The following is a 23,042-nucleotide window of genomic DNA, read 5'->3' on the forward strand; positions in this document are numbered from 1 at the left end:
CGCTGTCACGCGGGACGCACCTCTTTGTCTCAAGAAAAAAACGAATGATCAGTTGGCGACGGGCACGCTGTCGTCAGGCTGGGCCGGCGCCAGGCCCGGAAGCGCCGGCGGCGCGGCCGGCGCCGGCGCGCCAAGGGGGCCGACAGGGGGCGCCTCGCGGGCGAGCGTGGTGTCGATCGTCTTGGGGCGGTTTGAATGGCCTGCAAGCCAGGCAAGACCAAGGGACGAAACGATGAACAGCGTCGCCAGAATCGCGGTCGAGCGGGTCAGGAGGTCGGCCGCGCCGCGTGCCGAAACAAGCCCGCCGCCCGATCCGCCACCGACAAGCCCCCCGCCCTCGGACTTCTGGAGCAGGATGACGCCGACAAGCGCCAGCGCCAGAAGGCCATGAACAACGAGGAGAAAGGTCATCAGCACGTTCGGAATCTCGCGAGCAGCAGTGTCGGGACAGGGGGCACATAGTGTGCGGCGGCGCACAAGGCAAGAAAAGGCGCAGCAGCGCAGCCATCGCGAATCTGCGCGACCGCCCATGGCGTGGGCAAGCATGCCGCCCGCACAGGGGGCCTGAAGAGGCCGGACGCCCTTGCCGGAGCCTGGACATGAAAACGGGCGGGGACATGGCCCCCGCCCGCTTCAATCCGGAACGACCGCGCCTCAGTTGTAGCGGCGCAGCTCTTCCTTGGCGATCGTCTGCCGGTGCACTTCGTCCGGGCCGTCGGCCAGGCGCAGGGTGCGCTGGCCGGCATAGGCGGCCGCCAGACCGTAATCCTGGCACACGCCGCCGCCGCCATGGGCCTGGATCGCCATGTCGATCACCTTGGTGGACATGTTGGGCGCAATCACCTTGATCATGGCGATCAGGGCCTTGGCGTCCTTGTTGCCCACGGTGTCCATCATGAAGGCGGCCTTCAGCGTCAGAAGGCGCGCCTGCTCGATCTCGATCCGGGAATTGGCGATGCGCTCGTGCCAGACGCCCTGGTCAGCCACCGGCCGGCCGAAGGCGACGCGGGACTTCAGGCGCTTCACCATCTTTTCCAGCGCCCGCTCGGCCGAGCCGATGGAGCGCATGCAGTGGTGGATGCGGCCCGGCCCGAGGCGGCCCTGCGCGATCTCGAAGCCACGGCCTTCGCCGAGAATGATGTTCTCGACCGGCACGCGGACATTTTCCAGCAGCACTTCGAAATGGCCGTGGGGCGCATCATCATAGCCGAAGACGTGGAGCGCGCGGACATTGGTGATGCCCGGCGTGTCGAGCGGCACGAGAATCTGCGACTGCTGCAGGTGCTTGGGCGCCGATGGATCGGTCTTGCCCATCACGATGGCCACCTTGCAGCGCGGATCGCCCACGCCGCTCGACCACCATTTGCGACCGTTGATGACATAATGGTCGCCATCGCGCACGATCGAGGTTTCGATGTTGGTGGCGTCGGACGAAGCGACGGCCGGCTCGGTCATGAGGAAGGCCGAGCGGATTTCGCCGCGCGACAGCGGCAGCAGCCACTTTTCCTGCTGCTCCTTCGTGCCGTAGCGGGCCAGCACTTCCATGTTGCCGGTATCGGGCGCGGCGCAGTTGAACACCTCGGAAGACCAGCCGACGCGGCCCATTTCCTCGGCCAGCGGCGCATATTCGAGGTTGGTGAGCGGCGTGCCGTCGAACTCGAAATGATGGACCGGGTCGCCGCCCGCATGCACCGGCGGCACGAACATGTTCCAGAGGCCGGCGGCGCGCGCCTTGGGCTTCAGCTCCTCGATGAGGGGAATCACCTTCCAGCGTTCGCCTGTGTGGGATTCCTGCTCGTAGCGGGCCTCGTTGGGGTAGATATGCTCGTCCATGAAGGCGCGCAGCCTCTCGAGCATCTCCTTGGTGCGCGGCGAATATTCGAATTGCATTCCAGTCTCCCCTCGGCCTGTTGGACCATGTTGATGGCCAAGCTTAGCCCGGAAGACGACCTGCGCAACCTGATGGATTGAGAGAGGGCCGGCAAAAAATCTCAGAGTCGTCCGATCTCGGCCGGTTTCAGCCGCAGGCGCAGCCGCTCGGCCTTTTCAGGCGGATCGATGGCCGTTGTCTCGATCATGGTGACTTCACCCGCGGACAGGCTTGTGACATCCGGGCGCACCGTCCAGCGGCCGAGCACCTGGCCCGATTCGTCGAGGAGGGCAGCCTCAACCGGTGGCACGGGCTGGCGCTTGCCGGTCGGGTTCAGGATGCTTGCCTTCACGTCCCACACTTCGCGCCCGCCCGGCAGCTGGCGCTTCACCGCCTCGGCCTCGATCGTCAGCGGCGGGGGCGCCGCACGAGGCAGGCTGATGGGCTTCAGGCCGATACCCGCCGGATTGGCCCAGGCAGGAAGGCCGGAAAGATCGAGAGGCGGCAGGCCATGATCTTCGGGTCGGATTCGCCCCGTGAGCACCAGGGCTGCCAGCAGCAGAAGCCCGGCCAACAGCGCGAGCAGGATCCAGGGCCAGCGCCTTGCCCTGCCCTCCCCGTCACTCTCGTCACCCTCGTCACCCTCGTCATACTGGAAATCATCGTCTTCCGAAGCCGCATCCTGCCGGGCGCGGGAAACCGCCTCCAGATCCTCGGCCGAGCCGAGGGCGGCAGGCCCCGGAAGCCTTGGCCCCGTTCGGGCATCGGGCCTTCCGCCAGCCGGCCTGCCTTCCCCCCGCGAGGTCGGGAAGGAAGATGAGGAAGCAGCGGTATCCGGCGTCGCGGGCTGGAACTGCACCGGCGGCGCATCCGCCGTGCCGATCGCGGGGCGTTGCGGAAAGGCCGGCGGCTGCTGGAACTGCATGATCGGCTCGGCGTCGGGGTCGGGAAGCGGCGGCTCCGCCATGCGCTGCGACGACCAGCCGCCAACTGCCGTCCAGGCGGCTTCGGCCGGGCGCGGCCCTTCGTCCGGCGGCAGCGGATCCTGAAGCTCCAGCGCTTCTTCCTCGGGCACGCCGAACCAGACCTCGCGGCAAAGCTTGCAGCGAACCTTGCGCGGCTTGAAGGCCAGCTCCCCGTCGGGGCCGGGTTCGGTTGGCCAGCCGCTCACGTCGATGCGGTAGCGCGCCCCGCAGCTCGGGCATGTCAATTGCATGCATCTTCCTTTCCACAGGTAACGGGGTAACGGCAAGCACCGCGCCGGAATGCCGTGAATGAAACTTTTGTCCGTGAACCAGAGCATGGCCAGCATCGCGCTGGTACGGGTTTGCCAAACGCCGGGGCCGGGCCTAAGGCGCGGCAATGGCCCGGCCGCAGAAGACACCCCGTAGCCGCAGACAGACCGCGCGCCCCGCCGGCCGGATGGCACGAACCATGGCGCGCATTTCAGGGCTGGTCTTCCTGCTTTGGGCAGGCGGCTTCATCCTCTTCGTCCTCGCCCAGCATGGTCCGGCACCGGCCGGCACCCGCACCGATGGCGTTGCCGTGCTGACCGGCGGGCCGGGCCGGCTGGCGCGCGGGGTTGAGGTGCTGCAGGCCGGAGAGGCCCGGCGCATGCTGATCTCGGGCGTGGACCAGAGCGTCAGCCCGCGGGAACTTCAGGCCGCCGCCAGAATCCCGCCCAGCCTCTTCCGCTGCTGCACGGACCTCGGTTTCCGGGCGGACAGCACCCGTTCCAACGCCGAGGAGGTCGCCGAATGGGTGGAGCGCCATGAGTTCCGGTCGGTCAGGCTGGTGACGGCCGGCTACCACATGCCCCGTGCGCTTGCCGAACTCGACAGCAGACTGCCCAAAGGCGTGACCATCGTGCCCGATGGCGTGTCGGCGGGGCTGCCGTTGCCGGCGATGCTGTACGAATATGCGAAGTTCCAGGTGGCATGGCTCAGGCTGAGGGTGCGAGCAGCATGATCGGGATAATCCGCGCCATCGTCTTTCACATCATCTTCTACCCGATCTCGGCGCTGATCGCGATGATGATCGCCTTGGTTGCCCCCTTCTCGACACAGTGGGTGCGGCGCGGATCGAAGCTGTGGGCGCAGTGGTTCGTCTGGTCCGCGCGCATGTTCCTCGGCATCCGGCTGGTCGTTCGGGGCCGCATTCCCGACGATCCGGTGATCGTCGCCTCCAAGCACCAATCCGCCTATGAAACGATCCTCACCCTCTATCTCTTCCACTGGCCGGCGGTGGTGATGAAGGCGGAGCTGCGGCGCATTCCGGCATGGGGCCTTGCGGCTGAAAAACATGGCAGCGTCTTCGTGGAGCGGGAAAAGGCCGGCGCGGCGCTGAAATCGATGATTCGCCAGACCCGTGCACGCGCAGCCGAAGGCCGGCCGGTCTTCATCTTCCCGGAAGGAACGCGCGTGCCTGTGGGTGAGGCCCCGCCGCTGAAAGCCGGGCTTTTTGGTGTCTATCAGGGGCTGAAGGCGCCGATCATCCCCGTCTGCCACGATGCCGGCCATGTCTGGACACGCGGCTTCGTGAAGAAGCCCGGCACCGTCACCCTCTGCTTCATGCCGCCCATTCCGCCCGGCCTCCCCCGCGAAGAGATGGAAGCCCGCGTGCACGCCGCGATCAACCAGGATCCGAAATCCGCCGAGGTGCTTTCATGAAACGGCGGATCCCGCTGTGGATGACGCTGCTGCCGCTCGTTGCCGGGCTGGGGCTGTGGGGCCTGATGTGGACCAGCCAAGCAAATGACCTGCGCGCGGATTTGAAGGCCATTCTGCCCCAGGCCGGCGATGTCCCCGTAGGCGGCTTTCCCTACCGGCTGCAGGCACATGTCGCCCCGGTTGCCGTAAACCACATGGACAGTGCGCTCACGGCGCGGATCGACGCCCCGGACATGACGGTGAACCGTGTGCCATGGCAGCGCAGCCGCCAGGTGCTGAACCTGAGCCGGCCGGAAGCCGAAATCGCGCTCCGGCCGCTGCGCGGCGCCAGGCTCCTTATCCGTTCGGAAACGGCGCAGGCGTCGCTGCGGCTGGACGATGCCCGCATCGCCCGCCTTTCGGGCGTGTGGGAAAAGGCCCGGATCGAAACCGGGCTGCTGCCCGTTTCTGCCACCGCCGACAGGTTCGAGGCGCATCTGCGCGAAACCCCGTCGCTTGATTCCGCAGCCGAACCGCGCAACCCGCGCCTTCCCACCCAGGCGCAAATCGTGCTGGGCGCCCAGGCCCTGCGCCTTGGCGATGGCGATGCGCTGGGCCTTGCCATGGACATGGAACTGACCGCCGCATCCCGCATCCAGAGCCTTGCCGGATGGCTCGACCGCGGCACGGTCGAGATCGAGCGGATGAGCCTGAAGGACGCCACCGGGGAAGTCGCCCTGATGAGGGCGACCATCGTGCCCGATGGCGCAGGCGGGCTGCGGGTGGCCGGCACGATCGAGACGGTCTGCCCGGCCAATGTCCGCGCCACCCTCGCGGGGCAGCCGCCGCTATCGGAAAAGCGGGCGCGCCGGGCCGAAGTCATCGCCTTTTCGGGCCTGCTGCCGGGCGAGGTGACGGCAGAGCCGCGCGACCCGTCGAAACCACCACCCCCGGTGCGCGGACAGGAGCCGCCCTGCCCCCGCCTGCGCTGACAGGTAATGGCAGCCACAAGCCGGCGCTTGCGCTTTCCGGCGGTCCTCAGAAGCCGGCGCTTGCGCTTTCCGGCGGTCCTCAGAAGCCGGCGCTTGCGCTTTCCGGCGGGCATCGCCATATGCGCGGCGGGAGCCGGAGCGGACGGACCGCTCGCCAACCCGGTCAGGTCCGGAAGGAAGCAGCCGTAACGATCCCGGCCCGGGTCGCCCCGGCTCCCACCCAATCTCTCCACCACATCTCTGGCTCCACCCAGGCTCCGGCACAGTCCATCGCCGCGCGTGGAATTTCGCCCCTTTCCGGCGCTGTCCGCCCCTTGCCATTCGCCACGCGCCGGGCCACTCAGGGCGCATGAGTCTCTTCCCCGAGGATGCCCCCTATCGGGTGCTGGCGCGCAAGTACCGGCCGGCCGGCTTCGATGCGCTGATCGGGCAGGATGCCGTCGTCACCACGCTTGGCAACGCGATCGCGCGCAACCGTCTTGCACAGGCCTGGCTGCTGACGGGCGTGCGCGGTGTTGGCAAGACATCGACGGCCCGCATCATCGCCAAGGCGCTCAACTGCATCGGGCCGGACGGCAATGGCGGCCCCACCATCAACCCCTGTGGCGTCTGCGCCAACTGCGTCGCCATCTCCGCCGGCCAGCACATGGACGTGATCGAGATGGACGCGGCCTCGAACACCGGGGTCGACAACATCCGCGAGATCATCGAGGCGGTGCGCTATGCCTCCGTCTCGGCGCGCTACAAGGTCTATATCGTCGACGAAGTGCACATGCTCTCGAAAGGGGCCTTCAACGCGCTTCTGAAAACGCTGGAAGAACCGCCGCCGCATGTGAAGTTCATCTTCGCGACGACGGAGGTGCAGAAGGTTCCGGCCACCATCCTGTCGCGCTGCCAGCGCTTCGACCTGAAGCGTGTGCCGGCCGATCTTCTGGCCAGCCATTTCGCGAAGGTGACGGCCGCCGAAGGCGCGGAAGCGGAGGATGAAGCGCTGCGGCTGATCGCCCGCGCCGCCGAGGGAAGCGTGCGCGACGGCCTGTCCATCCTCGACCAGGCGATCGCCCAGGCCGGGGACGGCCGCGTGACGGCAGCCGCCGTGCGGGACATGCTGGGCCTTGCCGACCGTGGCCGCATGACGGGGCTTCTGGGCGCCATACTGGAAGGCGATGCGGGTGCAGCACTTGCGGCCCTCGAATCGGCCCATTCCGCCGGAGCAGAGCCGCAGGCGCTGATCGCCGGCCTTCTCGACATGGTGCACGGCATCACCCGCGCGAAAATGTCCGGCATGGCGGACCCTGCCCTGTCGGACAGCGACCGCGCCGCGCTCATCGGCTGGGCGCAGCGGCTGTCCTTCCCGGCGCTTCACCGCCTGTGGCAGCTGCTGCTGAAGGGGCATGCCGATGTGCGGGACGCCCCCGTGCCGCAGCAGGCCGCCGAAATGGCCGTGCTGCGCGCGATCCATGCCGCGGACCTGCCCGATCCCGGCGAACTGCTGAAGCTGCTGGGCGAAGGCGGGGCTGGGCTGAACCCTGCCGCCGCCGATTCACCTGCTGGTTCTTCCGCTGGCCCGGCACGCGCGGCCAAGACGCCAGACCCGGCGCCAGCAGGCAAGGCGCCGGCGAACATTGCCGCCACACAGGCGCCAGCCACGCAGATCCCGGCACAGGCGGAAGAACAGCCTGCCGCAAGGGACGCGGGTCCTGATGTCTTCGTGCGTGATGTCTTTGGGCCTGACGCAGCCGCTTCGCGGCAGGAAGCGGCAGGCGCGCCGATGGATGCTGCAAGCCTCGTCAGCCTGTTTGCCGACCAGCGCGAACCCTTTCTCGCCAAGCAGCTGCATGACGATGTCGCTATCGTGGCGATCCGGCCCGGCGCGTTGCGGCTTGGCCGAATCGGCACGCTGCCGGCGGATTTCGCCGCCCAGCTGCGCGGCTGCCTATCCGCGTGGACCGGCCAGCCCTGGGAGGTGGAGCTGCATCCGGCGCAGGCCGGCGAGGAAAGCCTGCTGCAGATCGAGCGCCGCCAGCGCGAAGGGATTCGCGCCGCAGCGCTGGAAGACCCGATGGTCAAGGCGTTGCTGGCGGCATTTCCCGATGCCGAACTCGAAGAAGTCCGGCTTCCCGATGGTCTGACGGCCGGAAAGACGAAAAGGAGTGCAATTGCATGAAAAGCATCGACGACATCATCAAGATGGCGACGAATGTGCAGGCGGAACTGGCCAAGGCGCAGGAAGGCCTCGACCAGATCGAAGTCGAGGGTGTGTCGGGCGGCGGCCTCGTGAAGGTGGTGGCGTCGGCCAAGGGGCGGATCATCAGGATCGACATCGACCCCTCGCTTCTGTCGGCTGACAGCAAGGAAATGACGGAAGACCTGCTCGTCGCCGCCTTCAACGATGCCCGCGCCCGCGCCGATCAGGTGGCAAGCGCCGAAATGCAGAAGATGACGGCCGGCCTGCCCCTACCGCCGGGCTTCAAGCTCTGATCCGGGTCTGCTGACTCCGGCCCTCCGATCCTGGCCTTCCAATCCTCGCTTGCCGATGGTCAGAGGGGTGGTTCGCCGCCCCTTCAGCCTTCGCCCAGAAGCCGCTCGGCCTGGGCCAGCGCCTCGGCCGTGATTTCCGCGCCGGAAAGCATGCGCGCGATTTCCGCCACCCGCTCGGCCCGGTCGAGCGGGCGGATGTCCGTGCGGCCCGAGGCCTTGCTGATGCGGGCGTGAAAGGCGCCGGCAGCCGCCACCTGCGGGCTGTGTGTCACCACCAGCACCTGCGCGCCATTGGCCACATGAGCAAGGCGTGCGCCGATTGCGCTGGCGGTTGCGCCGCCAACGCCCCGGTCGATTTCGTCGAAGATGAGCGTGCCCGCCGTTCCCGCGCTTGCAAGCGCCACCTTCAGGGCAAGGACAAAGCGGCTCATCTCCCCGCCCGAGGCAATGCGCGTCAAGGGGCCGAAACCGGTTCCGGCGTTGGTCGCCACCTCGAACTGGACCTGATCGGCCCCGGTCGCGGCAAGCGGCGCAGGCGCAAGCGCCGTACGGAAGCGCGCCGCTTCCAGCTTCAGGGCCGGTAGCTCGGCATTGACGGCGGCATCGAGCCTGAGCGCGGCGTCCGCCCGCGCCGCCGTCAGCCGCGCGGCAACCCCTTCCAGCCTTTTCAGGGCCTCGCCTTCGGTATTCGCAAGCCCGGCAATCCCGTGGGCGGCATCGTCAAGGGCAGTCAGCCGCGCCTTCAGCTCGTCCGCCAGGGCGGGCAGCGCTTCCACTTCGATACGGTGCTTGCGCGCCATGGCGCGCAAGTCGAACAGGCGGGCTTCGGCGGCCTCCAGCGAATCGGGTGAAACCTGCGTGCGGGCGCGCACCGTGGCCAGCGCCGCCTCCACGGCATCGCCTTCCACCAGCGCCCGGTCCACTGCATCCAGCGCTGCCTGAAGCTCGGGCTCGGCATCTGCCACACGCTCCAGCCGGCGGGCTGCCTGCCGCAATTGCGACAGGGCGCCATCGGCTGCCGACACCAGCGTTTCTATCGCCTCCAGGCTTTCCGCCAGCCGCGCGCCCTTCTGCATGGTGGCGCGCAGTTCGGAAAGCTCAGCCTCCTCGCCGGGCAGGGGCTTCAGCGCGGCGAGTTCGGCGGCTGCATGCTCCAGCCATTCCCGGTCGCGCTGGTCGGCTTCGGCGCGCGCCTCGGCGGCCTCGCGGGCAGCCCTTGCCGCCCGCCAGTCGGCATGGGCCTCGGCCACCTCGGCCAGCAATGCGCCATGGCCGGCATAGCTATCGAGAAGGGCCATGTGGCCGCGCGGGTTCAGCAGGCCGCGCTCGTCATGCTGGCCATGCACCTCCACCAGCAGCGCGCCCAGCTGGCGCAACAGGCCGATTGAGACGGGCTGGTCGTTCACATGGGCGCGGCTTCCGCCATCGGCCTTCAGCGTGCGCCGCAGGAGGATGAGGCCCGGCTCGTCGATGGCGAGGTCGTTTTCCGCCATCAGGGCAAGGGCCGGGTGATCCGCTTCCACGCGGAATTCCGCCGTGGCGCTGGCCTGGGCCGCGCCCTTGCGCACCATGGCGGCGTCCGCCCGCTCCCCCAGCGCCAGGCCAAGGCCATCCAGAAGGATGGATTTGCCGGCCCCGGTCTCCCCCGTGAGCACGGAGAGGCCCGGCCCCAGTTCGAGCGCGGACTGCTCGATCAGTACGAGGTCACGGATGGCCAGCCTGAGGAGCATGGGCGCGCCCCGCCGGGTTCAGCCGGCGCCGTGCGCCCGCGCCAGGCGATAGGCCCGGTCATACCATTTCGACCCCGGGTAGTTCGCCCCCAGCACCGCTGCATAGCGCCTTGCTTCTTCCGGGATGCCCAGCGCCAGATAGGCTTCGACCATGCGGTAGAGCGCCTCGGCCGTGTGGCTGGTGGTCTGGTACTGATCGATCACGGCGCGATAGCGGACGGTCGCCGCGATCCACTGGCGGTTCCGGGCGTAGAAACGGCCGATGTCCAGTTCCTTGCCCGCCAGATGGTCGTTCACGAGGTCGATCTTGAGGCGCGCGTCGGCCGCGTAGCGGCTTTCCGGGTAGCGGCGCACCAGTTCCTGCAGCGCCTGCAGCGCCTGCTGGGTGATCTTCTGGTCCCGGCTGACATCGGCGATCTGCTCATAATAGCTGAGCGCGATGATGTAGTAGGCGTAGGGCGCATCCTTGTTGCCGGGGTGCAGCGACAGGAAGCGCTGGGCCGACATGATCGCCTGCGGATACTGGCGGGCCGCATAATAGCTGAAGCCCGACATCAGCTGCGCCCGGCGCGCCCAGACGGAATAGGGGTGCTGGCGTTCAACCTCGTCGAACATCAGCGCCGCCATGCGGTACTGGCCATCCTCCAGCGTGTCGCGGGCGAGGGTGTAGAGCGTCTCCACGTCGCGCGCGATATAGGCCTGATCCTTGGGCGCCTTGTCGCGGTTGCGGGCGCAACCGGCCGTGAAGGCAAGCGAGAGGATCAGAAGGGCCGAAGCCAGCATCCGGCCCCTGCGAAGGGCGCCGGGCTCGCTGCGGGCGGGAAGATCGGAAAGGGTCATGGTGCCGCGTCTTACCGGCGGAAGGGAAAGGCGACAAGCGGCGTCCGGAACGGTTCGCCGATTTGATGCCCACGCCGGCCGGGCGCAGCATCCGCCGGCACGCCCGCTTCCGGCCGCCAGCCCGCTGGCCAAAGCCCCGCCATGCAGCTAACAGGAACCCTCTGCCCGCGCCCGGCATATCGCCGGCGGGCGCCAATGTTTCCATGTTCCGGCCCGGCCCCGGCGGCAACGCCACGGGCCGGGGCGCCATGCTAGAAGGACGGGAATGCTCGCTTTTCTGCGCAAATCGGTCACCTCCTGGGTCGGCATCCTCATACTCGGCCTCGCGCTCGGCGCGCTGGTCTTCACCCTGTTCCAGCCGACAGGGCCCGGCGGCACGGCAGCAGGCGGCGGGCAGCTGCTCGCGACAGTCGGCAAGGAACAGATCACCGAGCAGGACTATACCCGCCTTCTCGATCGCGCCGTCGCCCGCGAGCGCGAAGCGAACCCCCGCATCACCAACCCCGATTTCATCGCCGCCGGCGGCGGTGAACTGGTGCTTCAGCAGCTGATCGCCAGCAAGGCGCTTGCCAGCTATGGCGATGCCAATGGCCTGATCGTCTCGCGCCGCATGATCGATGGCGAGATTGCGAGCATTCCCGCCATGCAGCTGAACGGCAAGTTCGACGAGGGCACATACCGCCGCCTTCTTGCCGAACAACGCCTGAGCGAAGCGGAACTGCGCGAAAGCATCCGCTCCGACCTGCTGCGCCGCCAGCTGCTTCTGCCCGTGTCGCTGGGCCAGATCGTGCCGCGCGGCCATGCCGAGCCCTTCGCCGAGCTTCTCCTCGAAGTGCGCAAGGGCCGCATCCTGCCGGTGCCGTCGGCTGCCATGGCCGACCCCGGCAAGCCAACCGATGCGCAGCTGAAGGCATTCCATGCCGAGAATGCCCGAGCCTACACCATCCCCGAGCGGCGCGGCTTCCGCTTTGCCGAACTCGACATGAAGGGGCTGGCCGAAAAGGCCAGGCCCGAGGCTGCCGCAGTCCGCAAATATTATGACGAGAATCCGCAGGAGTTCGGCGGCCTCGAAACCCGCCTGGTCAACCAGATCATCCTGCGCGATGCCGAAAAGGCCCGCGCCTTCGTCGCCGCCGTGCGCGGCGGCACCTCCTTTGCCGCAGCCGCTGCAAAGGAAGGCTTCTCGGCCGAAGACATCGCCCTTGGCACCCGCACCCAAAGCGGCCTTGCCGACGAAACGACCGACACGCTGGCAAAGGCCGTCTTCGCGCTGCAGCCTGGCGCCGTGACGGACCCTGTCGAAAGCCGCCTCGGTTTCCATGTGGCCGAAGTCGCGCGCGTCATCCCGGCATCGCCGCAGGCCTTCGAAACGGTCAGCGCCGCCATCACGAAGAAGCTTCAGGATGAAGCGCTTCTCGATCTCGTCGCCGATACGGTCGCCAGTGCCGAAGACCGGCTTACGGGCGGCGAATCCCTTGCCGATGTCGCGAAGGACCTGGGCATCGAGATCCGCGAATCCCCGCCGCTCACGGCCGATGGCCGCCAGTTCGACGCGGACTATGCCGTCACCGCCGTGGCGCAGCCGCTGCTTCCGGCAGTCTTCGCCGCGGATGCCGCCGAAGGGCCGCAGGTGACCGAAATCGAGGGCAACCGCTACGTCATCTTCGAGGTGACCGACGTGCTTCAACCGACCCTGGTGCCGTTGGACAAGATCCGCGAGGATGTGGCGCTGGCCTGGGAAATCAAGGCACGCTCCGACGCCGCCAGGGCCGAAGCAGAACGCATAGCCCAGGCCCTCGGCAAGGGCGAGGCGCTCGACAGGCTGGTGGCCGGCCGCAACCTGCCGGCGCCGCAACCGCTGACCGTGCGCCGCCTCGAACTCACCCAGATGGCCCAGCGCGGCCAGCAGGTGCCACCGCCCGTGCTGCAACTGCTGACAACCCCGAAGGGCCAGGCGCGCGTTCTGCCAGCCCCCGGCGGGCAGGGCTGGTTCGTGGTCATGGTAGACAGCATCGAGCCCGGCACGCTTTCGGAAGCGCCGCAGCTTGCCGAAGCCGTGCGCCAGTCGATGCTGCGCGACACGAGCGACGAGATGGTCGAGACCTTCGTTCGCGCCATCGAGCGCGAGGCCGGCGTGGTGCGCCGGCCCGATCAGCTGAAGGCCGTGAACCGCCGGCTCACTGGCGAGACCATCGGCGAGACCATCGACTAGGCCATGGCGATTGCAGACACAGCGGCCGGCAATTCCGGCCAGCAGGCCATTTCCGGCACTGATGCCGATGCCCTGAAGGCAGGCCGCCACGCCTGCCGCCATCTCGTGCTCGACGCCGATACCGAAACCCCGGTCTCGGCCTGGCTCAAGCTCTCGCAACCCGGGCGCGGCGATTTCCTGCTGGAATCTGTGGAAGGTGGCCGCACGCGCGGGCGCTATTCCATCATCGGCCTCGATCCCGATCTCGCCTTCCGCGCGCAAGGCTCCGCCGCCGAGGTGAACCGCCAGTGGCGCACGGATCCGGCCGCCTTCCGGCCCGAAACGGCGCCAAGCCTCGATGCCCTGCGCGCCCTCGTCGCCTCCATCCGCATGGATGTGCCGGCAGGCCTTCCGCCCGCGCTTCCCTTCCTCGTCGGCTATTTCGGCTATGAAACGGCAGGCCTTGTCGAGCGTCTTCCCGTGCCGGCGCAAGATCCGCTCGCCGTGCCCGACATGATGTTCGTGCGGCCGGGCCTCATCCTCGTCTTCGACCGGCTGGCCGATACGATGACGCTGGTGGCCCCCATCTATGCCGACAGTGGCCTCAAGCCCGGGGATGCGATCGCCCAGGCGGACGAGCGGATCGGGGCTGCCGCCGCGCGCCTTTCCCGCCCGCTTCCGGCGCGTCCGTCAGCCGTGGTGCTGCCCGAGGTTTCGCCGGACCCGGCAGTCGACCCGGCGCGCTACCGGGCGATGGTGGAACGGGCAAAAGCCTATATCGCGGCCGGAGACATCTTCCAGGTCGTGCTGGCGCAGCGCTTTTCCCTGCCCTTCCCGCTCCCGCCCTTCCAGCTCTACCGGGCGCTGCGGCGCATCAACCCCTCGCCCTTCCTCTACCATCTCGACCTGCCGGGCTTCTCGGTCATCGGCTCCAGCCCCGAGATCCTTGTGCGCGCACGCGACGGCGAAGTGACGATCCGTCCCATCGCCGGCACCCGCCCGCGCGGCCGCACCGAGGACGAGGACGAAGCGAACCGCCAGTCGCTTCTGGCCGACCCGAAGGAACTGGCCGAGCATCTCATGCTCCTCGATCTTGGTCGCAACGATGTCGGCCGCGTGGCCGAAGCCGGAAGCGTGCGCGTGACCGAGCGCTTCACCATCGAGCGCTACAGCCATGTCATGCACATCGTCTCGAACGTGGTGGGGCGGCAGAAGACCGGCACGGATTCGATCGACGCCCTGCTGGCGGGCTTCCCTGCAGGCACGGTTTCGGGTGCGCCCAAGGTCCGGGCGATGGAAATCATCGCCGAACTGGAATCCGAAAAGCGCGGCCCCTATGCCGGCGGTGTCGGCTATTTCGCGCCCGATGGCGGCATGGACAGCTGCATCATCCTGCGCACGGCCGTGGTGAAGGATGGCGTGATGCACGTGACGGCCGGCGCCGGAATCGTCGCCGACAGCGTGCCGGAAATGGAACAGCGCGAATGCGAGGCCAAGGCCGGCGCCCTCATCGCGGCGGCACGCGCGGCGCTCGCCGCTGCGGGTGAGCCCGGCTTCGGCCAGTAAGCCGGCAGGGCTGCCGCCAGCCAGCCCGAACCCCGCCAAGGATGCGCTGAAGATGCGCCGAGGCCATCAGCCCCGGTTGGCGGCCTCGGCGACGATGTGGCGGGCTTCGTCCGCATGGCCGGTCGCCGCCAGCGCGGCCACGATACGGCGCAGGTGATCGGGGGCGACTTCCGCCCAGCTTCCCTTCAGACCGGTCGCCGCCAGCACCATCACCTCGCCGGCACGGCCGGCCGACACGGCGCGATCGAGGGCGCGGGTCCAGTCATTCTCGAGCGCCGGATAGGTCGCTTCGAGGCCCGCGCGACCAAGGCCGGCAAGGCCCGCTGCCAGAAGTGCTGCACGATGGGCTGAAACACGCCCGCTCCAGCTGTCGTACAGGCCCTGGTCCAGCGGCACGGCATCGGAAAGGGCAACGACATGTGCCCAGACCGTGGCCCGCAGATCCTCATCGGCATCGTCCATCGCCGGCCACCAGCGCAGGGCGGAACTGCTGTATCCGGCTGCGTTCAGGCTCGCGACGATGGCGGGCGCATCCGCGGCAAGTCCGCCAGACGCGGGAATCGCCTGCGCAACCGATGCCGCCGCCGCCTGCAGGCCATAATGGCCGGGGGTGCCGGGCCGGGCGCGCGACCAGAGCGCCTTGAGCGCCGCCAGCCGGTCCTTCATGTCAGGCGCGACAGCGGCCCGGCGCAGCTGGCCACCGGGGCTTCCGCCGGCGGCCGAGGATTCGAGCGTTTCCACTTCGGCGGCAAGGATGCGCGCGATTTCTGCTGCGCTGATCGCACCGGTCGCCGCGACCTCCGGGGCCAGAGCGGCCCGGCGGCCAATGGAGAGGGTGGGCAAACGCACCATCCAGGCTTTCTGGGCCGGGCTTGCGCCATCCACGAGGTCTTGCGGAAGCTCCAGCCCGGCGGCGGCGGAAAGGCCGATGCGCCATGCCGTCAGCCTGCCGCCGGCTTCGGCCCATTCCGGGTTGGCGCCCCGCCTGCCGCCGCCGGCGGCGGAGGACAGGCGCTCGGCAAGACCGATGTCGAAGCTGTTGGCCGCATTGCGGCTGCGCATCCGGTCGAAGAGGACGGAGGCCCCGACTTCATCGCCCAGGATGGAAAGGCACATGGCGTCAGACAGGACCCAGGTGGGCGTGCGCAGGACGGCCCGCGCCGTCGGCGAAAGCGGGCACAGGGCCATGGGATCTGCACTGGCGAGGGCCGTCTGGGCGGCAACGGCATAGAGGCGCTCGGTGTAGCGATCGATGGCGATGCGGGAAACGAGACGATGGGCATCGGCGCCCGCCCCCATGGCGGCAAGGGCAGCGCCGCGCGCGGCCACCCAGTCGGCCGGGTTGACCGGACCGGGCGCGGTCGCACGCGTCAGCAGCGCGCGTTGCAGCATCACCTGCGCCCAGCGGCTGGCGAGCGGCGAATCGATGCGGTGCAAAAGCGTGGCCAGGAAACGCGCGTCGGAGCCTTGGAACAGGTCGGGCCTGTAGCCACCCGAAGCCGGTGAAAGGATGCCGGCATTTTCGGGCTGTGACAGCGGCCCGATGAGCGCCGCCATCGGATCATCGGCTTCTTCCCCGGCCTCTTCCTCCTCGGGCGCATCGCCGCTGCTGGCGCCGAACACGCCGAAGGGGTCCTCGTCGAGCGCCGGGACTTGCCGGTCGGCCCGATCCTCTCCGCCCGGCGCCGGGGCGGTGGGTGCGGGAAGCGGAAGCGGGGCAGGCGAAGGCGCCGGTGCGGGGGCGGGCAGCAGATCATCCGGCAGGAGCGAACGCGGGCCGCGCGGCTGCGCCTTTTCCTGTGCCGGCTGGACGGCTGGCTGGGTGGCAGGCTGGGCGGTTCGCCCGGCCGGAGCGGCCTGCCCGGCCACCAGCGGAGCATGGGCGGCAAGAGCCATGCCGAGCGCGCTGGCCAGCAGAAGGACGTGGGGGTTTGCAAGCCTCGGCATGCCAACCCTATAGCGGCGGGCGTGAAGACTGTGGAAGCCCCCCCGGCACCAGCCGCGCCCGAGTCCGGCGGCGCAGCGGTGCCCATGCTGCGCCCCGACTGGCGCAAACGCCCGATCGTGCTCGTCGGCCTGATGGGCTCCGGCAAGTCCACCGTGGGCAAGCGGCTTGCCGCCCGGCTGAAATGGCCGTTCGTCGATGCCGATACGGAAATCGAAGTGGCTGCGGCCATGCCGATCTCGGAAATCTTCGCGCGCTTCGGCGAGCCGCATTTCCGCGACGGCGAGCGGCGGGTCATCCAGCGGCTGATGGAGGGCGGGCACAAGGTGATCGCGACCGGCGGCGGCGCCTTCGTCGACCCGGAAACGCGCGCGCTGATCCTGGCGGAAGGCACGGCCATCTGGCTCGATGCGCCGATCGACGTGCTGGTGCAGCGGGTTGCCAAGCGGGATCACCGGCCCCTGCTCGTGGGCCGGGACCCGCATCAGGTGCTCAGCGAATTGATGGCCGTGCGCGCACCCTGCTACAGTCAGGCGCCCATCCGCATCGTGTCTGGCAACGGCCCGCACGAACTGGCGGTGGAAGCGATACTCCAGGAACTCAACCGCCGGGAACCGAAGGCGCATAATTGATGATCGACGTTCATGTGGGCCTCGGCGCCCGAAGCTACAGCATTTCCATCGGCTCCGGCATCCTTGCCGAAGCCGGCGCGCGCCTTTCGAACCTGGCGAAGCCACGCCGTGTCGCCATCGTGACCGACGCGCATGTGGCCGCCCTGCACCTGCCCCGGCTGATGGAAGGGCTGAAAGACCATGCGCCCACGCCCATCATCCTGCCGCCCGGCGAAGGCTCCAAGGGCTTCGCCCAGCTTGAACGGCTGGTCGACGAACTGCTGGCGCTGGAAGTCACCCGCTCGGACGTGCTGGTGGCGCTGGGCGGCGGTGTCATCGGAGACCTGACAGGCTTTGCCGCAGCGATCGTGAAGCGCGGCATGAACTTCATCCAGGTGCCGACGACCCTTCTGGCGATGGTGGACAGCTCTGTCGGCGGCAAGACCGGGATCAATACGCGCGCCGGCAAGAATCTGGTGGGCGCCTTTCACCAGCCCATCGCCGTCTGGGCCGACATCGACCTGCTGGAAAGCCTGCCGGACCGCGAGATGAAGGCCGGCTATGCCGAAATCGTGAAATATGGCCTGATCGCCGACCCGGCCTTCTACGCCTGGTGCGAAGCCAATGCCGCCCACCTGCTCAAGGGCAACCGGGAAGCGATTTCCCATGCCGTGGCGCAAAGCTGCCGCGCCAAGGCCGCCATCGTCGCCGCCGACGAACGCGAGACGGACGACATCCGCGCGCTTCTGAACCTGGGCCACACCTTCGGCCATGCGCTGGAAGCGGAAACCGGCTTTTCCAGCCGCCTGCTGCACGGAGAGGCCGTGGCGATCGGCATGGCGCAGGCCTTCCGCTTCTCGGCCCGGCGCGGCCTTTGCCCGCCCGCCGATGCGGAACGGCTGACGGCGCATCTGCAATCGGCCGGGCTGATGGCCTTCCCCGGCGAGGCCGGCATCGCCCCGGATGCCGCCGACAGGCTCGTCGCCCACATGCTGCACGACAAGAAGATGACCTCTTCCGGCCTGCCCTTCATTCTGGCGCGCGGCATCGGAGATGCCTTTGTCGCCAAGGGCGTGCCGCTCGAAGAGGTCACGGCCTTCCTCGTGGAAGACCTTGCGCGCTAGCGCCGGCTGGCGAAGAAGCCACGCAGGATTTCGGCTGCGGCGCTGGCTGAAATGCCCGCCACGATCTCGGGCACATGGCGCGTGTGGGCGAAGATGCGCGGGCCATGCTCCACACCGCCACCCTTGGGATCGGGCGCGGCATAGACCAGCCGCTTCACCCGCGCCTCGGCGATCGCGGCGGCGCACATGGGGCACGGCTCCAGCGTGACCCACAGGGTCGAATCAAGCAGCCGTTCGTTGCCAGCCACGCGCGCGGCCGCCCGCAGGGCAAGCATCTCGGCATGGGCGGTCGGGTCATGATCGGTGCGTGTGCGGTTATGCGCTTCGGCCAGGATACGGCCATCCCCGCCCACCAGCACCGCGCCGACAGGCACTTCACCGGCCCCGGCCGCCTGCCGGGCAAGTTCGAGCGCGCGGGCCATGTGCGGGGAAGGTGGAAAGGGCATGGGCAGGCCATGCCGGGCGCGTGCGCACGGGGCAAGAGGGCAAGGAACATGGAGTCAGGGCCAAGTTCCGGCTTGCCGCATGGCAGCGCCACAGCCAATCATGGGTCCGCGCACGAGACAGCAGGCGGGACCAACGACATTGAGCCGGAAACCCAGGACACTGACCGGAAAGCTCGCCTTCCGTTTCCAGGAGCTCATGGAACAATTGTGGGTGCGCTCCGGCCTTTTCAGCCTGGCCGGGGTGGTGACGGCCGTGCTCGCCATCTTTGCCGGGCCCTATATCCCCGACAGCTTCGAGATCGAAGTGGCCGCGCGATCCGTCGATTCCATCCTGGAGATCCTGGCGTCGAGCATGCTGGCGGTGACCACCTTTTCGCTGTCGGTCATGGTCTCGGCCTATGGGTCTGCAACATCGAATGTCACGCCCCGGTCCATCCACCTGCTGATCAGCGACCCGGTCGCGCAGAATACGCTGTCCAGCTTCATCGGCGCATTCCTGTTCAGCATCGTCGGCATCATCGGCCTGAAGGCTGGCATCTATGACAAGGGCGGGCGCATCATCCTCTTCCTCGCCACGCTGGTGGTCCTGTTCATCATCACCTACCAGCTGCTGCGCTGGATCAACCAGCTGAACCATTTCGGCCGCGTGGCCGACACCGTGCGCCGGGTGGAAGAGGCCGCCATCGAGGCCGCACGGCTCTGGGGAAACCGCCCGGCGCTCGGCGGCATGCCAGCGACCGATGCAGCGCCCGATGTGATTCACCCGGTATGCGCAGGCACGAGCGGCCATGTCCGCCATGTCGACCTGGGTGAACTGGACGAGGTGGCGGAAGAAGCGGATCTCTCCATCCATGTCTGCGCCATGCCGGGCAGCTATGTGCATGCCGGCGATACGCTGCTGCTGCTGAACCGCAAGCCGGACAAGGACATGGCTGCCCGCCTGGCAAGCCATGTCACAATCGGGCGCCAGCGTGAATTTTCGCAGGATCTGCGCTACGGGCTGGTCGTGCTGTCCGAAGTCGCGTCGCGCGCCCTGTCCCCGGCCGTCAATGATCCGGGTACCGCCGTCGATGTCATCTATGCCGGCGGGCGGGTGCTGCGCACCTTTCTCGATGCCCGCCCCGAGGCGGATGCACCCGACTGCAGGCGCGTGACGGCACGGGACATCGACCTGGTGGAAACCGTGGCCGATTTCTTCGCGCCCATCGCCCGCGACGGCGCCAGCATGCTGGAAGTGCAGACGGTGCTTCAGCGCACGCTTGCCAGCCTTGCGTCCGTGGCGCGGGAACAGGGGCTCGACCAGCCTTTCCTGGTGTCTGGCATGGCGGCAGGCGAACATGCGCTTCACATGCTCGTCAACCACGACGAAAAGCGGCGCATGCGAAGCGAAATGCTCTGGCAGACGATGAACCGCTGAGCGGAAACTTGCCTGGCCGCACAGCGTGGTTCCGATGGGTGATGCACAACATGGAATAGCATTCTGTCATCCATCGGGACAGTATCCCGGAAAACGACTCGGGCGTGTCCGGGCGTGAATCGGGGGGCAAGGCATGGCAAGGCAGGCACGGCTGCTCTGGCAGGTGGTGAAACCGGGGCAGAAACCCGTATCCGAGGCAATTGCCGGCAGCGTTGGCGTAGCCGGAGACCTTGCCAATATGGTGACGGATTCTGTCGAGGCATGGCTGCTCGCCGCGCTCTTCGCGGGCGGCACGGTCGTTGCCCTCTTCTTCTGCCTCAGGCAGGTCGCGCCCGCCTCGGCCGCCGGGCCTGACATGGACGAAAGGATGAAATGCCTGCCCTGCGACATCGGGCATTTCATGGCCCTGTCGGCTGTCGTCTTCTCCCTTCTGTGGATGATCGGCGGCGGTAATTCCGGCATCGAGGCCATCGGCCAGAGGCTCGGCCTGATCGAGCAGCGGGTGGAAATCATCCAGCAGGATGTCGGCGACCTGAGGGACGCTGCGAACATGCAGATCCCGATCAGCCGGCCGAAGACAGCCGCGGACCATTTCCACAACGCCTTCCTGCACCACCAGTTCCGAAACGACAGCAAGGCTGCCTGGGAAAGCGCCCAGGCCATCTATGCGGGCGCCGCGCCGCGCAGGCTCGATGCAGCGCAGATTTTCTATGACGCCGGATCGGCAGCGATCGGCCAGACGGAAACCCTTGTCCGGATGCAGGCCATCGCGGACGGGCTGAAGGACCCGTCGCTGCTGGTCATCATGGCGCGTGCGGAACCGGACGGAAGCCGCAAACAGGCGCTGGTCGACCGGTTGCGCGGCGAGGCGCCCGATTACCCCTTCAGCTGGTGGGATCCGATGCGCCCCGAAACACTGAAGTCGTCGGGGTTCACGAAGACGGACATCAGAAAAACCGCAGCCGAACTGGATGGGCAGATCGAAAGGCTGCGCAAGTTCCGCACCCTCTATGCCGCGCGGCCCGCATCGGAATGGTTCTTCCGGCCGAACTTCCAGGGCAATCTCGTCGACGTTGCAGGTTCGATGGAAACCAGCCTGACGGCGACGCGCCGGAACTATGACCAGATCCTGAGCGGCGAACTGGAGCGCAAGGCGCGGGAAGACGCAAGGCGCAGCATGGCCGAAGCCCGGGCGGCGCTGCAGGGCTGAACGCCCCGTAGCGTCTGCCGGTTACGGCATTGAGGCAAAGGCCGGTTCTGGCTGCTGCAGCGCCTCAGCCAGCAGCCTCAGCCAGCAGCCTTCAGGGCACGCGACTGGCGCTTGCGCTCGTGCGGGTCGAGCCAGCGCTTGCGGATGCGGATGGATTTCGGCGTCACCTCGACGAGTTCATCCTCATCGATATAGGCGATGGCCTGTTCCAGCGTCAGCCGCTTGGGCGGGGAAAGCCTGAGCGCATCGTCCTTGCCGGACGCGCGGAAGTTGGTGAGCGCCTTCGACTTCAGCGGGTTGACCTCGAGGTCGTCAGACTTCGCATTCTCGCCCACGACCATGCCGGCATAGACCGGTTCGCCCGGCGCCACCATCAGCAGGCCACGCTCTTCCAGATAGCCCAGCGCATAGCCCACGGCTTCGCCCGTCTCGGTCGAGATGAGGACGCCATTGGCCCGGCCGGAAATCGGGCCCTTCCAGGGACCGTAACGATCGAACAGGCGGTTCATGATGCCGGTGCCGCGCGTGTCGGACAGGAATTCGCCATGATAGCCGATCAGCCCGCGCGACGGTGCGGTGAAGGTGAGGCGCACCTTGCCGCCGCCCGAGGGGCGCATGTCGGTCATCTCGCCCTTGCGGCCGGCCATCTTCTCGACGACGGTACCCGAAAAGGCCTCGTCCACGTCGATGACGACAGTTTCATAAGGCTCGTTGCGGTTGCCCTGGTCGTCACGGCGGAAGATGACCTGCGGCCGGCCGATGGAAAGCTCGAAGCCCTCGCGGCGCATCGTCTCGATCAGCACGCCAAGCTGCAGTTCGCCACGCCCGGCAACATCGAAGCTGTCCTTGTCGTCGCTTTCCGTGATCTGGATGGCGACATTGCCTTCCGACTCGCGGAACAGGCGGTCACGGATCATGCGGCTCGTGACCTTGGAACCTTCCTTGCCCGCGAAGGGGCTGTCGTTCACCGAAAAGCGCATCGACAGCGTCGGCGGGTCGATCGGCTGGGCCGGGATCGGCTCGGCGATCGCCGGGTCGGCAATGGTGTTGGCAACGGTCGCCACCTGCAGGCCGGCGATGGAGACGATGTCGCCCGCCAGGGCTTCCTCCACCGGCACCCGCTCCAGGCCGCGGAAGGCCAGGATCTTGGTGGCGCGGCCTTCCTCGACCACCTTGCCCGAGGAATCGAGCGCGCGGATCGGCGCGTTCATGCGCAGCGTGCCCTGCTGGATGCGCCCGGTGAGCACGCGGCCGAGGAACTGGTCGCGATCGAGCAGCGAGACGAGAAAGGCAAACGGCGCTTCCGTGTCCACCACGGGGGCCTTCACATGCGAGACAATGGTCTCGAAAAGCGGCGTGAGATCGCCCGAGCGGACTTCGGGAGTCGTGCCGGCATAGCCATTGCGGCCCGACGCATAGAGGGTGGGGAAATCGAGCTGGTCGTCATTGGCGCCAAGCGCCACGAACAGGTCGAACACCTCGTCCAGCACTTCCTGCGGCCGGCCATCGGGGCGGTCGATCTTGTTCACCACCACGATCGGCTTCAGGCCGAGGGCCAGCGCCTTGGATGTCACGAACTTGGTCTGCGGCATCGCGCCTTCGGAAGAATCGACCAGCAGGATGACGCCATCGACCATCGAGAGGATGCGCTCGACCTCGCCGCCGAAGTCGGCGTGGCCGGGCGTGTCGACGATGTTGATTCGCGTGCCCTGCCACTCGACCGAGGTGCATTTGGCGAGGATGGTGATCCCGCGTTCGCGTTCCAGATCGTTGGAATCCATGGCGCGTTCGGCGACGCGCTGATTGTCTCGGAAGGTGCCGGACTGGCGGAAAAGCTGATCGACGAGGGTGGTCTTGCCGTGATCGACGTGGGCGATGATCGCCACATTGCGAAGCTGCATCGAGGTTCCGAATACTGAAGAAAGGTGTGCGCCCATAGCGCATCTGCTGCAATGCAACAAGCAAAAGCGC

19 protein-coding genes and 1 other RNA gene are annotated in these 23,042 nt (G+C 67.8%); 12 read left to right on the forward strand and 8 right to left on the reverse strand.

Translation table 11 applies throughout. The features are described 5' to 3' along the window. Window positions 1-48 precede the first annotated feature (48 nt). The 3 genes from secG to ACUJ46_RS09620 form a co-directional block, all read right to left on the reverse strand. A complete protein-coding gene (gene secG, locus ACUJ46_RS09610) occupies window positions 49-414 on the reverse strand; it encodes a preprotein translocase subunit SecG (protein WP_445390553.1) in 366 nt (121 codons plus the stop codon). 240 nt (window positions 415-654) lie between these two features. Further along, the gene (locus ACUJ46_RS09615) at window positions 655-1,890 is read right to left on the reverse strand and encodes an acyl-CoA dehydrogenase family protein (protein ID WP_445390265.1); all 1,236 of its coding nucleotides are present in this window, start codon (window positions 1,888-1,890) and stop codon (window positions 655-657) included. A 101-nt stretch (window positions 1,891-1,991) separates the two neighbouring features. Further along, window positions 1,992-3,086, reverse strand: coding sequence for an MJ0042-type zinc finger domain-containing protein (locus ACUJ46_RS09620; protein ID WP_445390266.1), 1,095 nt, complete (start codon window positions 3,084-3,086; stop codon window positions 1,992-1,994). A 218-nt stretch (window positions 3,087-3,304) separates the two neighbouring features. On the opposite strand from ACUJ46_RS09620, the gene ACUJ46_RS09625 reads away from it, so the two are divergent. The 6 genes from ACUJ46_RS09625 (at window position 3,305) to ACUJ46_RS09650 (ending at window position 7,991) form a co-directional block, all read left to right on the forward strand. Next, complete coding sequence (locus ACUJ46_RS09625) at window positions 3,305-3,838, forward strand: YdcF family protein (RefSeq protein ID WP_445390267.1); 534 nt, start codon at window positions 3,305-3,307, stop codon at window positions 3,836-3,838. Then, window positions 3,835-4,539: a lysophospholipid acyltransferase family protein gene (locus tag ACUJ46_RS09630; protein ID WP_445390268.1), complete on the forward strand. Its 705-nt coding sequence runs from the start codon at window positions 3,835-3,837 to the stop codon at window positions 4,537-4,539. Before ACUJ46_RS09625 ends, ACUJ46_RS09630 begins: the two co-directional genes overlap by 4 nt. Next, a complete protein-coding gene (locus tag ACUJ46_RS09635; protein ID WP_445390269.1) occupies window positions 4,536-5,510 on the forward strand; it encodes a hypothetical protein in 975 nt (324 codons plus the stop codon). The genes ACUJ46_RS09630 and ACUJ46_RS09635 overlap by 4 nt, the downstream gene beginning before the upstream one ends. A 127-nt stretch (window positions 5,511-5,637) precedes the next feature. Next, window positions 5,638-5,732, forward strand: an RNA gene (gene ffs / locus ACUJ46_RS09640) — signal recognition particle sRNA small type. 127 nt (window positions 5,733-5,859) lie between these two features. Continuing rightward, entirely contained in the window at window positions 5,860-7,677 is a 1,818-nt protein-coding gene (locus ACUJ46_RS09645) for a DNA polymerase III subunit gamma/tau (RefSeq protein ID WP_445390270.1), read from the forward strand. Continuing rightward, a complete protein-coding gene (locus tag ACUJ46_RS09650; protein ID WP_445390271.1) occupies window positions 7,674-7,991 on the forward strand; it encodes a YbaB/EbfC family nucleoid-associated protein in 318 nt (105 codons plus the stop codon). The genes ACUJ46_RS09645 and ACUJ46_RS09650 overlap by 4 nt, the downstream gene beginning before the upstream one ends. Window positions 7,992-8,074: 83 nt before the next feature. Here ACUJ46_RS09650 and recN read toward each other — a convergent pair whose 3' ends face one another. Both recN and ACUJ46_RS09660 read right to left on the reverse strand, forming a co-directional pair. Continuing rightward, window positions 8,075-9,721: a DNA repair protein RecN gene (recN, locus tag ACUJ46_RS09655; protein ID WP_445390272.1), complete on the reverse strand. Its 1,647-nt coding sequence runs from the start codon at window positions 9,719-9,721 to the stop codon at window positions 8,075-8,077. An 18-nt stretch (window positions 9,722-9,739) separates the two neighbouring features. Next, complete coding sequence (locus ACUJ46_RS09660) at window positions 9,740-10,561, reverse strand: outer membrane protein assembly factor BamD (protein WP_445390273.1); 822 nt, start codon at window positions 10,559-10,561, stop codon at window positions 9,740-9,742. 265 nt (window positions 10,562-10,826) lie between these two features. Here ACUJ46_RS09660 and ACUJ46_RS09665 point away from each other — a divergent pair, with 265 nt between their 5' ends. After that, window positions 10,827-12,773 carry a peptidyl-prolyl cis-trans isomerase gene (locus tag ACUJ46_RS09665; protein WP_445390274.1) on the forward strand — a complete coding sequence of 649 codons (1,947 nt, stop codon included), beginning with the start codon at window positions 10,827-10,829 and terminating at the stop codon, window positions 12,771-12,773. A gap of 3 nt (window positions 12,774-12,776) precedes the next feature. Further along, entirely contained in the window at window positions 12,777-14,318 is a 1,542-nt protein-coding gene (trpE, locus tag ACUJ46_RS09670) for an anthranilate synthase component I (protein ID WP_445390275.1), read from the forward strand. 66 nt (window positions 14,319-14,384) lie between these two features. Here trpE and ACUJ46_RS09675 read toward each other — a convergent pair whose 3' ends face one another. After that, window positions 14,385-16,265, reverse strand: coding sequence for a hypothetical protein (locus ACUJ46_RS09675; protein ID WP_445390276.1), 1,881 nt, complete (start codon window positions 16,263-16,265; stop codon window positions 14,385-14,387). Window positions 16,266-16,349: 84 nt separating this feature from the next. Here ACUJ46_RS09675 and ACUJ46_RS09680 point away from each other — a divergent pair, with 84 nt between their 5' ends. Together ACUJ46_RS09680 and aroB are read left to right on the forward strand one after the other, a co-directional pair. Continuing rightward, complete coding sequence (locus ACUJ46_RS09680) at window positions 16,350-16,895, forward strand: shikimate kinase (RefSeq protein WP_445390554.1); 546 nt, start codon at window positions 16,350-16,352, stop codon at window positions 16,893-16,895. After that, window positions 16,895-17,998 carry a 3-dehydroquinate synthase gene (aroB, locus tag ACUJ46_RS09685; protein WP_445390277.1) on the forward strand — a complete coding sequence of 368 codons (1,104 nt, stop codon included), beginning with the start codon at window positions 16,895-16,897 and terminating at the stop codon, window positions 17,996-17,998. The genes ACUJ46_RS09680 and aroB overlap by 1 nt, the downstream gene beginning before the upstream one ends. Here the strand turns inward: aroB and ACUJ46_RS09690 are convergent. Further along, on the reverse strand, window positions 17,995-18,444 hold the full coding sequence (locus ACUJ46_RS09690; protein WP_445390278.1) for a nucleoside deaminase: 450 nt from the start codon (window positions 18,442-18,444) through the stop codon (window positions 17,995-17,997). The two genes, aroB and ACUJ46_RS09690, sit on opposite strands and share 4 nt — an antisense overlap. A gap of 196 nt (window positions 18,445-18,640) precedes the next feature. On the opposite strand from ACUJ46_RS09690, the gene ACUJ46_RS09695 reads away from it, so the two are divergent. After that, entirely contained in the window at window positions 18,641-19,861 is a 1,221-nt protein-coding gene (locus tag ACUJ46_RS09695; RefSeq protein ID WP_445390279.1) for a DUF2254 domain-containing protein, read from the forward strand. 133 nt (window positions 19,862-19,994) lie between these two features. Continuing rightward, the gene (locus tag ACUJ46_RS09700; protein ID WP_445390280.1) at window positions 19,995-21,071 is read left to right on the forward strand and encodes a hypothetical protein; all 1,077 of its coding nucleotides are present in this window, start codon (window positions 19,995-19,997) and stop codon (window positions 21,069-21,071) included. Window positions 21,072-21,148: 77 nt separating this feature from the next. Here the strand turns inward: ACUJ46_RS09700 and typA are convergent, their stop codons facing one another. Further along, window positions 21,149-22,972: a translational GTPase TypA gene (gene typA, locus ACUJ46_RS09705; protein ID WP_445390281.1), complete on the reverse strand. Its 1,824-nt coding sequence runs from the start codon at window positions 22,970-22,972 to the stop codon at window positions 21,149-21,151. Between the last annotated feature and the right edge of the window lie 70 nt (window positions 22,973-23,042).

This window comes from Sandaracinobacteroides sp. A072, assembly GCF_052616365.1.

What these genes read in the sequence shown, in the direction of transcription:
- recN (WP_445390272.1), bottom strand. Translation starts at nt 9,721, where the DNA reads ATGCTCCTCAGGCTGGCCATCCGTGACCTCGTACTGATCGAGCAGTCC.
- ACUJ46_RS09680 (WP_445390554.1), top strand. Translation starts at nt 16,350, where the DNA reads ATGCTGCGCCCCGACTGGCGCAAACGCCCGATCGTGCTCGTCGGCCTG.
- ACUJ46_RS09690 (WP_445390278.1), bottom strand. Translation starts at nt 18,444, where the DNA reads ATGCCCTTTCCACCTTCCCCGCACATGGCCCGCGCGCTCGAACTTGCC.
- ACUJ46_RS09665 (WP_445390274.1), top strand. Translation starts at nt 10,827, where the DNA reads ATGCTCGCTTTTCTGCGCAAATCGGTCACCTCCTGGGTCGGCATCCTC.
- ACUJ46_RS09700 (WP_445390280.1), top strand. Translation starts at nt 19,995, where the DNA reads ATGGCAAGGCAGGCACGGCTGCTCTGGCAGGTGGTGAAACCGGGGCAG.
- ACUJ46_RS09630 (WP_445390268.1), top strand. Translation starts at nt 3,835, where the DNA reads ATGATCGGGATAATCCGCGCCATCGTCTTTCACATCATCTTCTACCCG.
- ACUJ46_RS09675 (WP_445390276.1), bottom strand. Translation starts at nt 16,265, where the DNA reads ATGCCGAGGCTTGCAAACCCCCACGTCCTTCTGCTGGCCAGCGCGCTC.
- ACUJ46_RS09660 (WP_445390273.1), bottom strand. Translation starts at nt 10,561, where the DNA reads ATGACCCTTTCCGATCTTCCCGCCCGCAGCGAGCCCGGCGCCCTTCGC.
- ACUJ46_RS09650 (WP_445390271.1), top strand. Translation starts at nt 7,674, where the DNA reads ATGAAAAGCATCGACGACATCATCAAGATGGCGACGAATGTGCAGGCG.
- ACUJ46_RS09645 (WP_445390270.1), top strand. Translation starts at nt 5,860, where the DNA reads ATGAGTCTCTTCCCCGAGGATGCCCCCTATCGGGTGCTGGCGCGCAAG.
- ACUJ46_RS09635 (WP_445390269.1), top strand. Translation starts at nt 4,536, where the DNA reads ATGAAACGGCGGATCCCGCTGTGGATGACGCTGCTGCCGCTCGTTGCC.
- ACUJ46_RS09625 (WP_445390267.1), top strand. Translation starts at nt 3,305, where the DNA reads ATGGCGCGCATTTCAGGGCTGGTCTTCCTGCTTTGGGCAGGCGGCTTC.
- ACUJ46_RS09615 (WP_445390265.1), bottom strand. Translation starts at nt 1,890, where the DNA reads ATGCAATTCGAATATTCGCCGCGCACCAAGGAGATGCTCGAGAGGCTG.
- ACUJ46_RS09695 (WP_445390279.1), top strand. Translation starts at nt 18,641, where the DNA reads ATGGAACAATTGTGGGTGCGCTCCGGCCTTTTCAGCCTGGCCGGGGTG.
- ACUJ46_RS09620 (WP_445390266.1), bottom strand. Translation starts at nt 3,086, where the DNA reads ATGCAATTGACATGCCCGAGCTGCGGGGCGCGCTACCGCATCGACGTG.
- trpE (WP_445390275.1), top strand. Translation starts at nt 12,777, where the DNA reads ATGGCGATTGCAGACACAGCGGCCGGCAATTCCGGCCAGCAGGCCATT.
- aroB (WP_445390277.1), top strand. Translation starts at nt 16,895, where the DNA reads ATGATCGACGTTCATGTGGGCCTCGGCGCCCGAAGCTACAGCATTTCC.
- typA (WP_445390281.1), bottom strand. Translation starts at nt 22,972, where the DNA reads ATGCAGCTTCGCAATGTGGCGATCATCGCCCACGTCGATCACGGCAAG.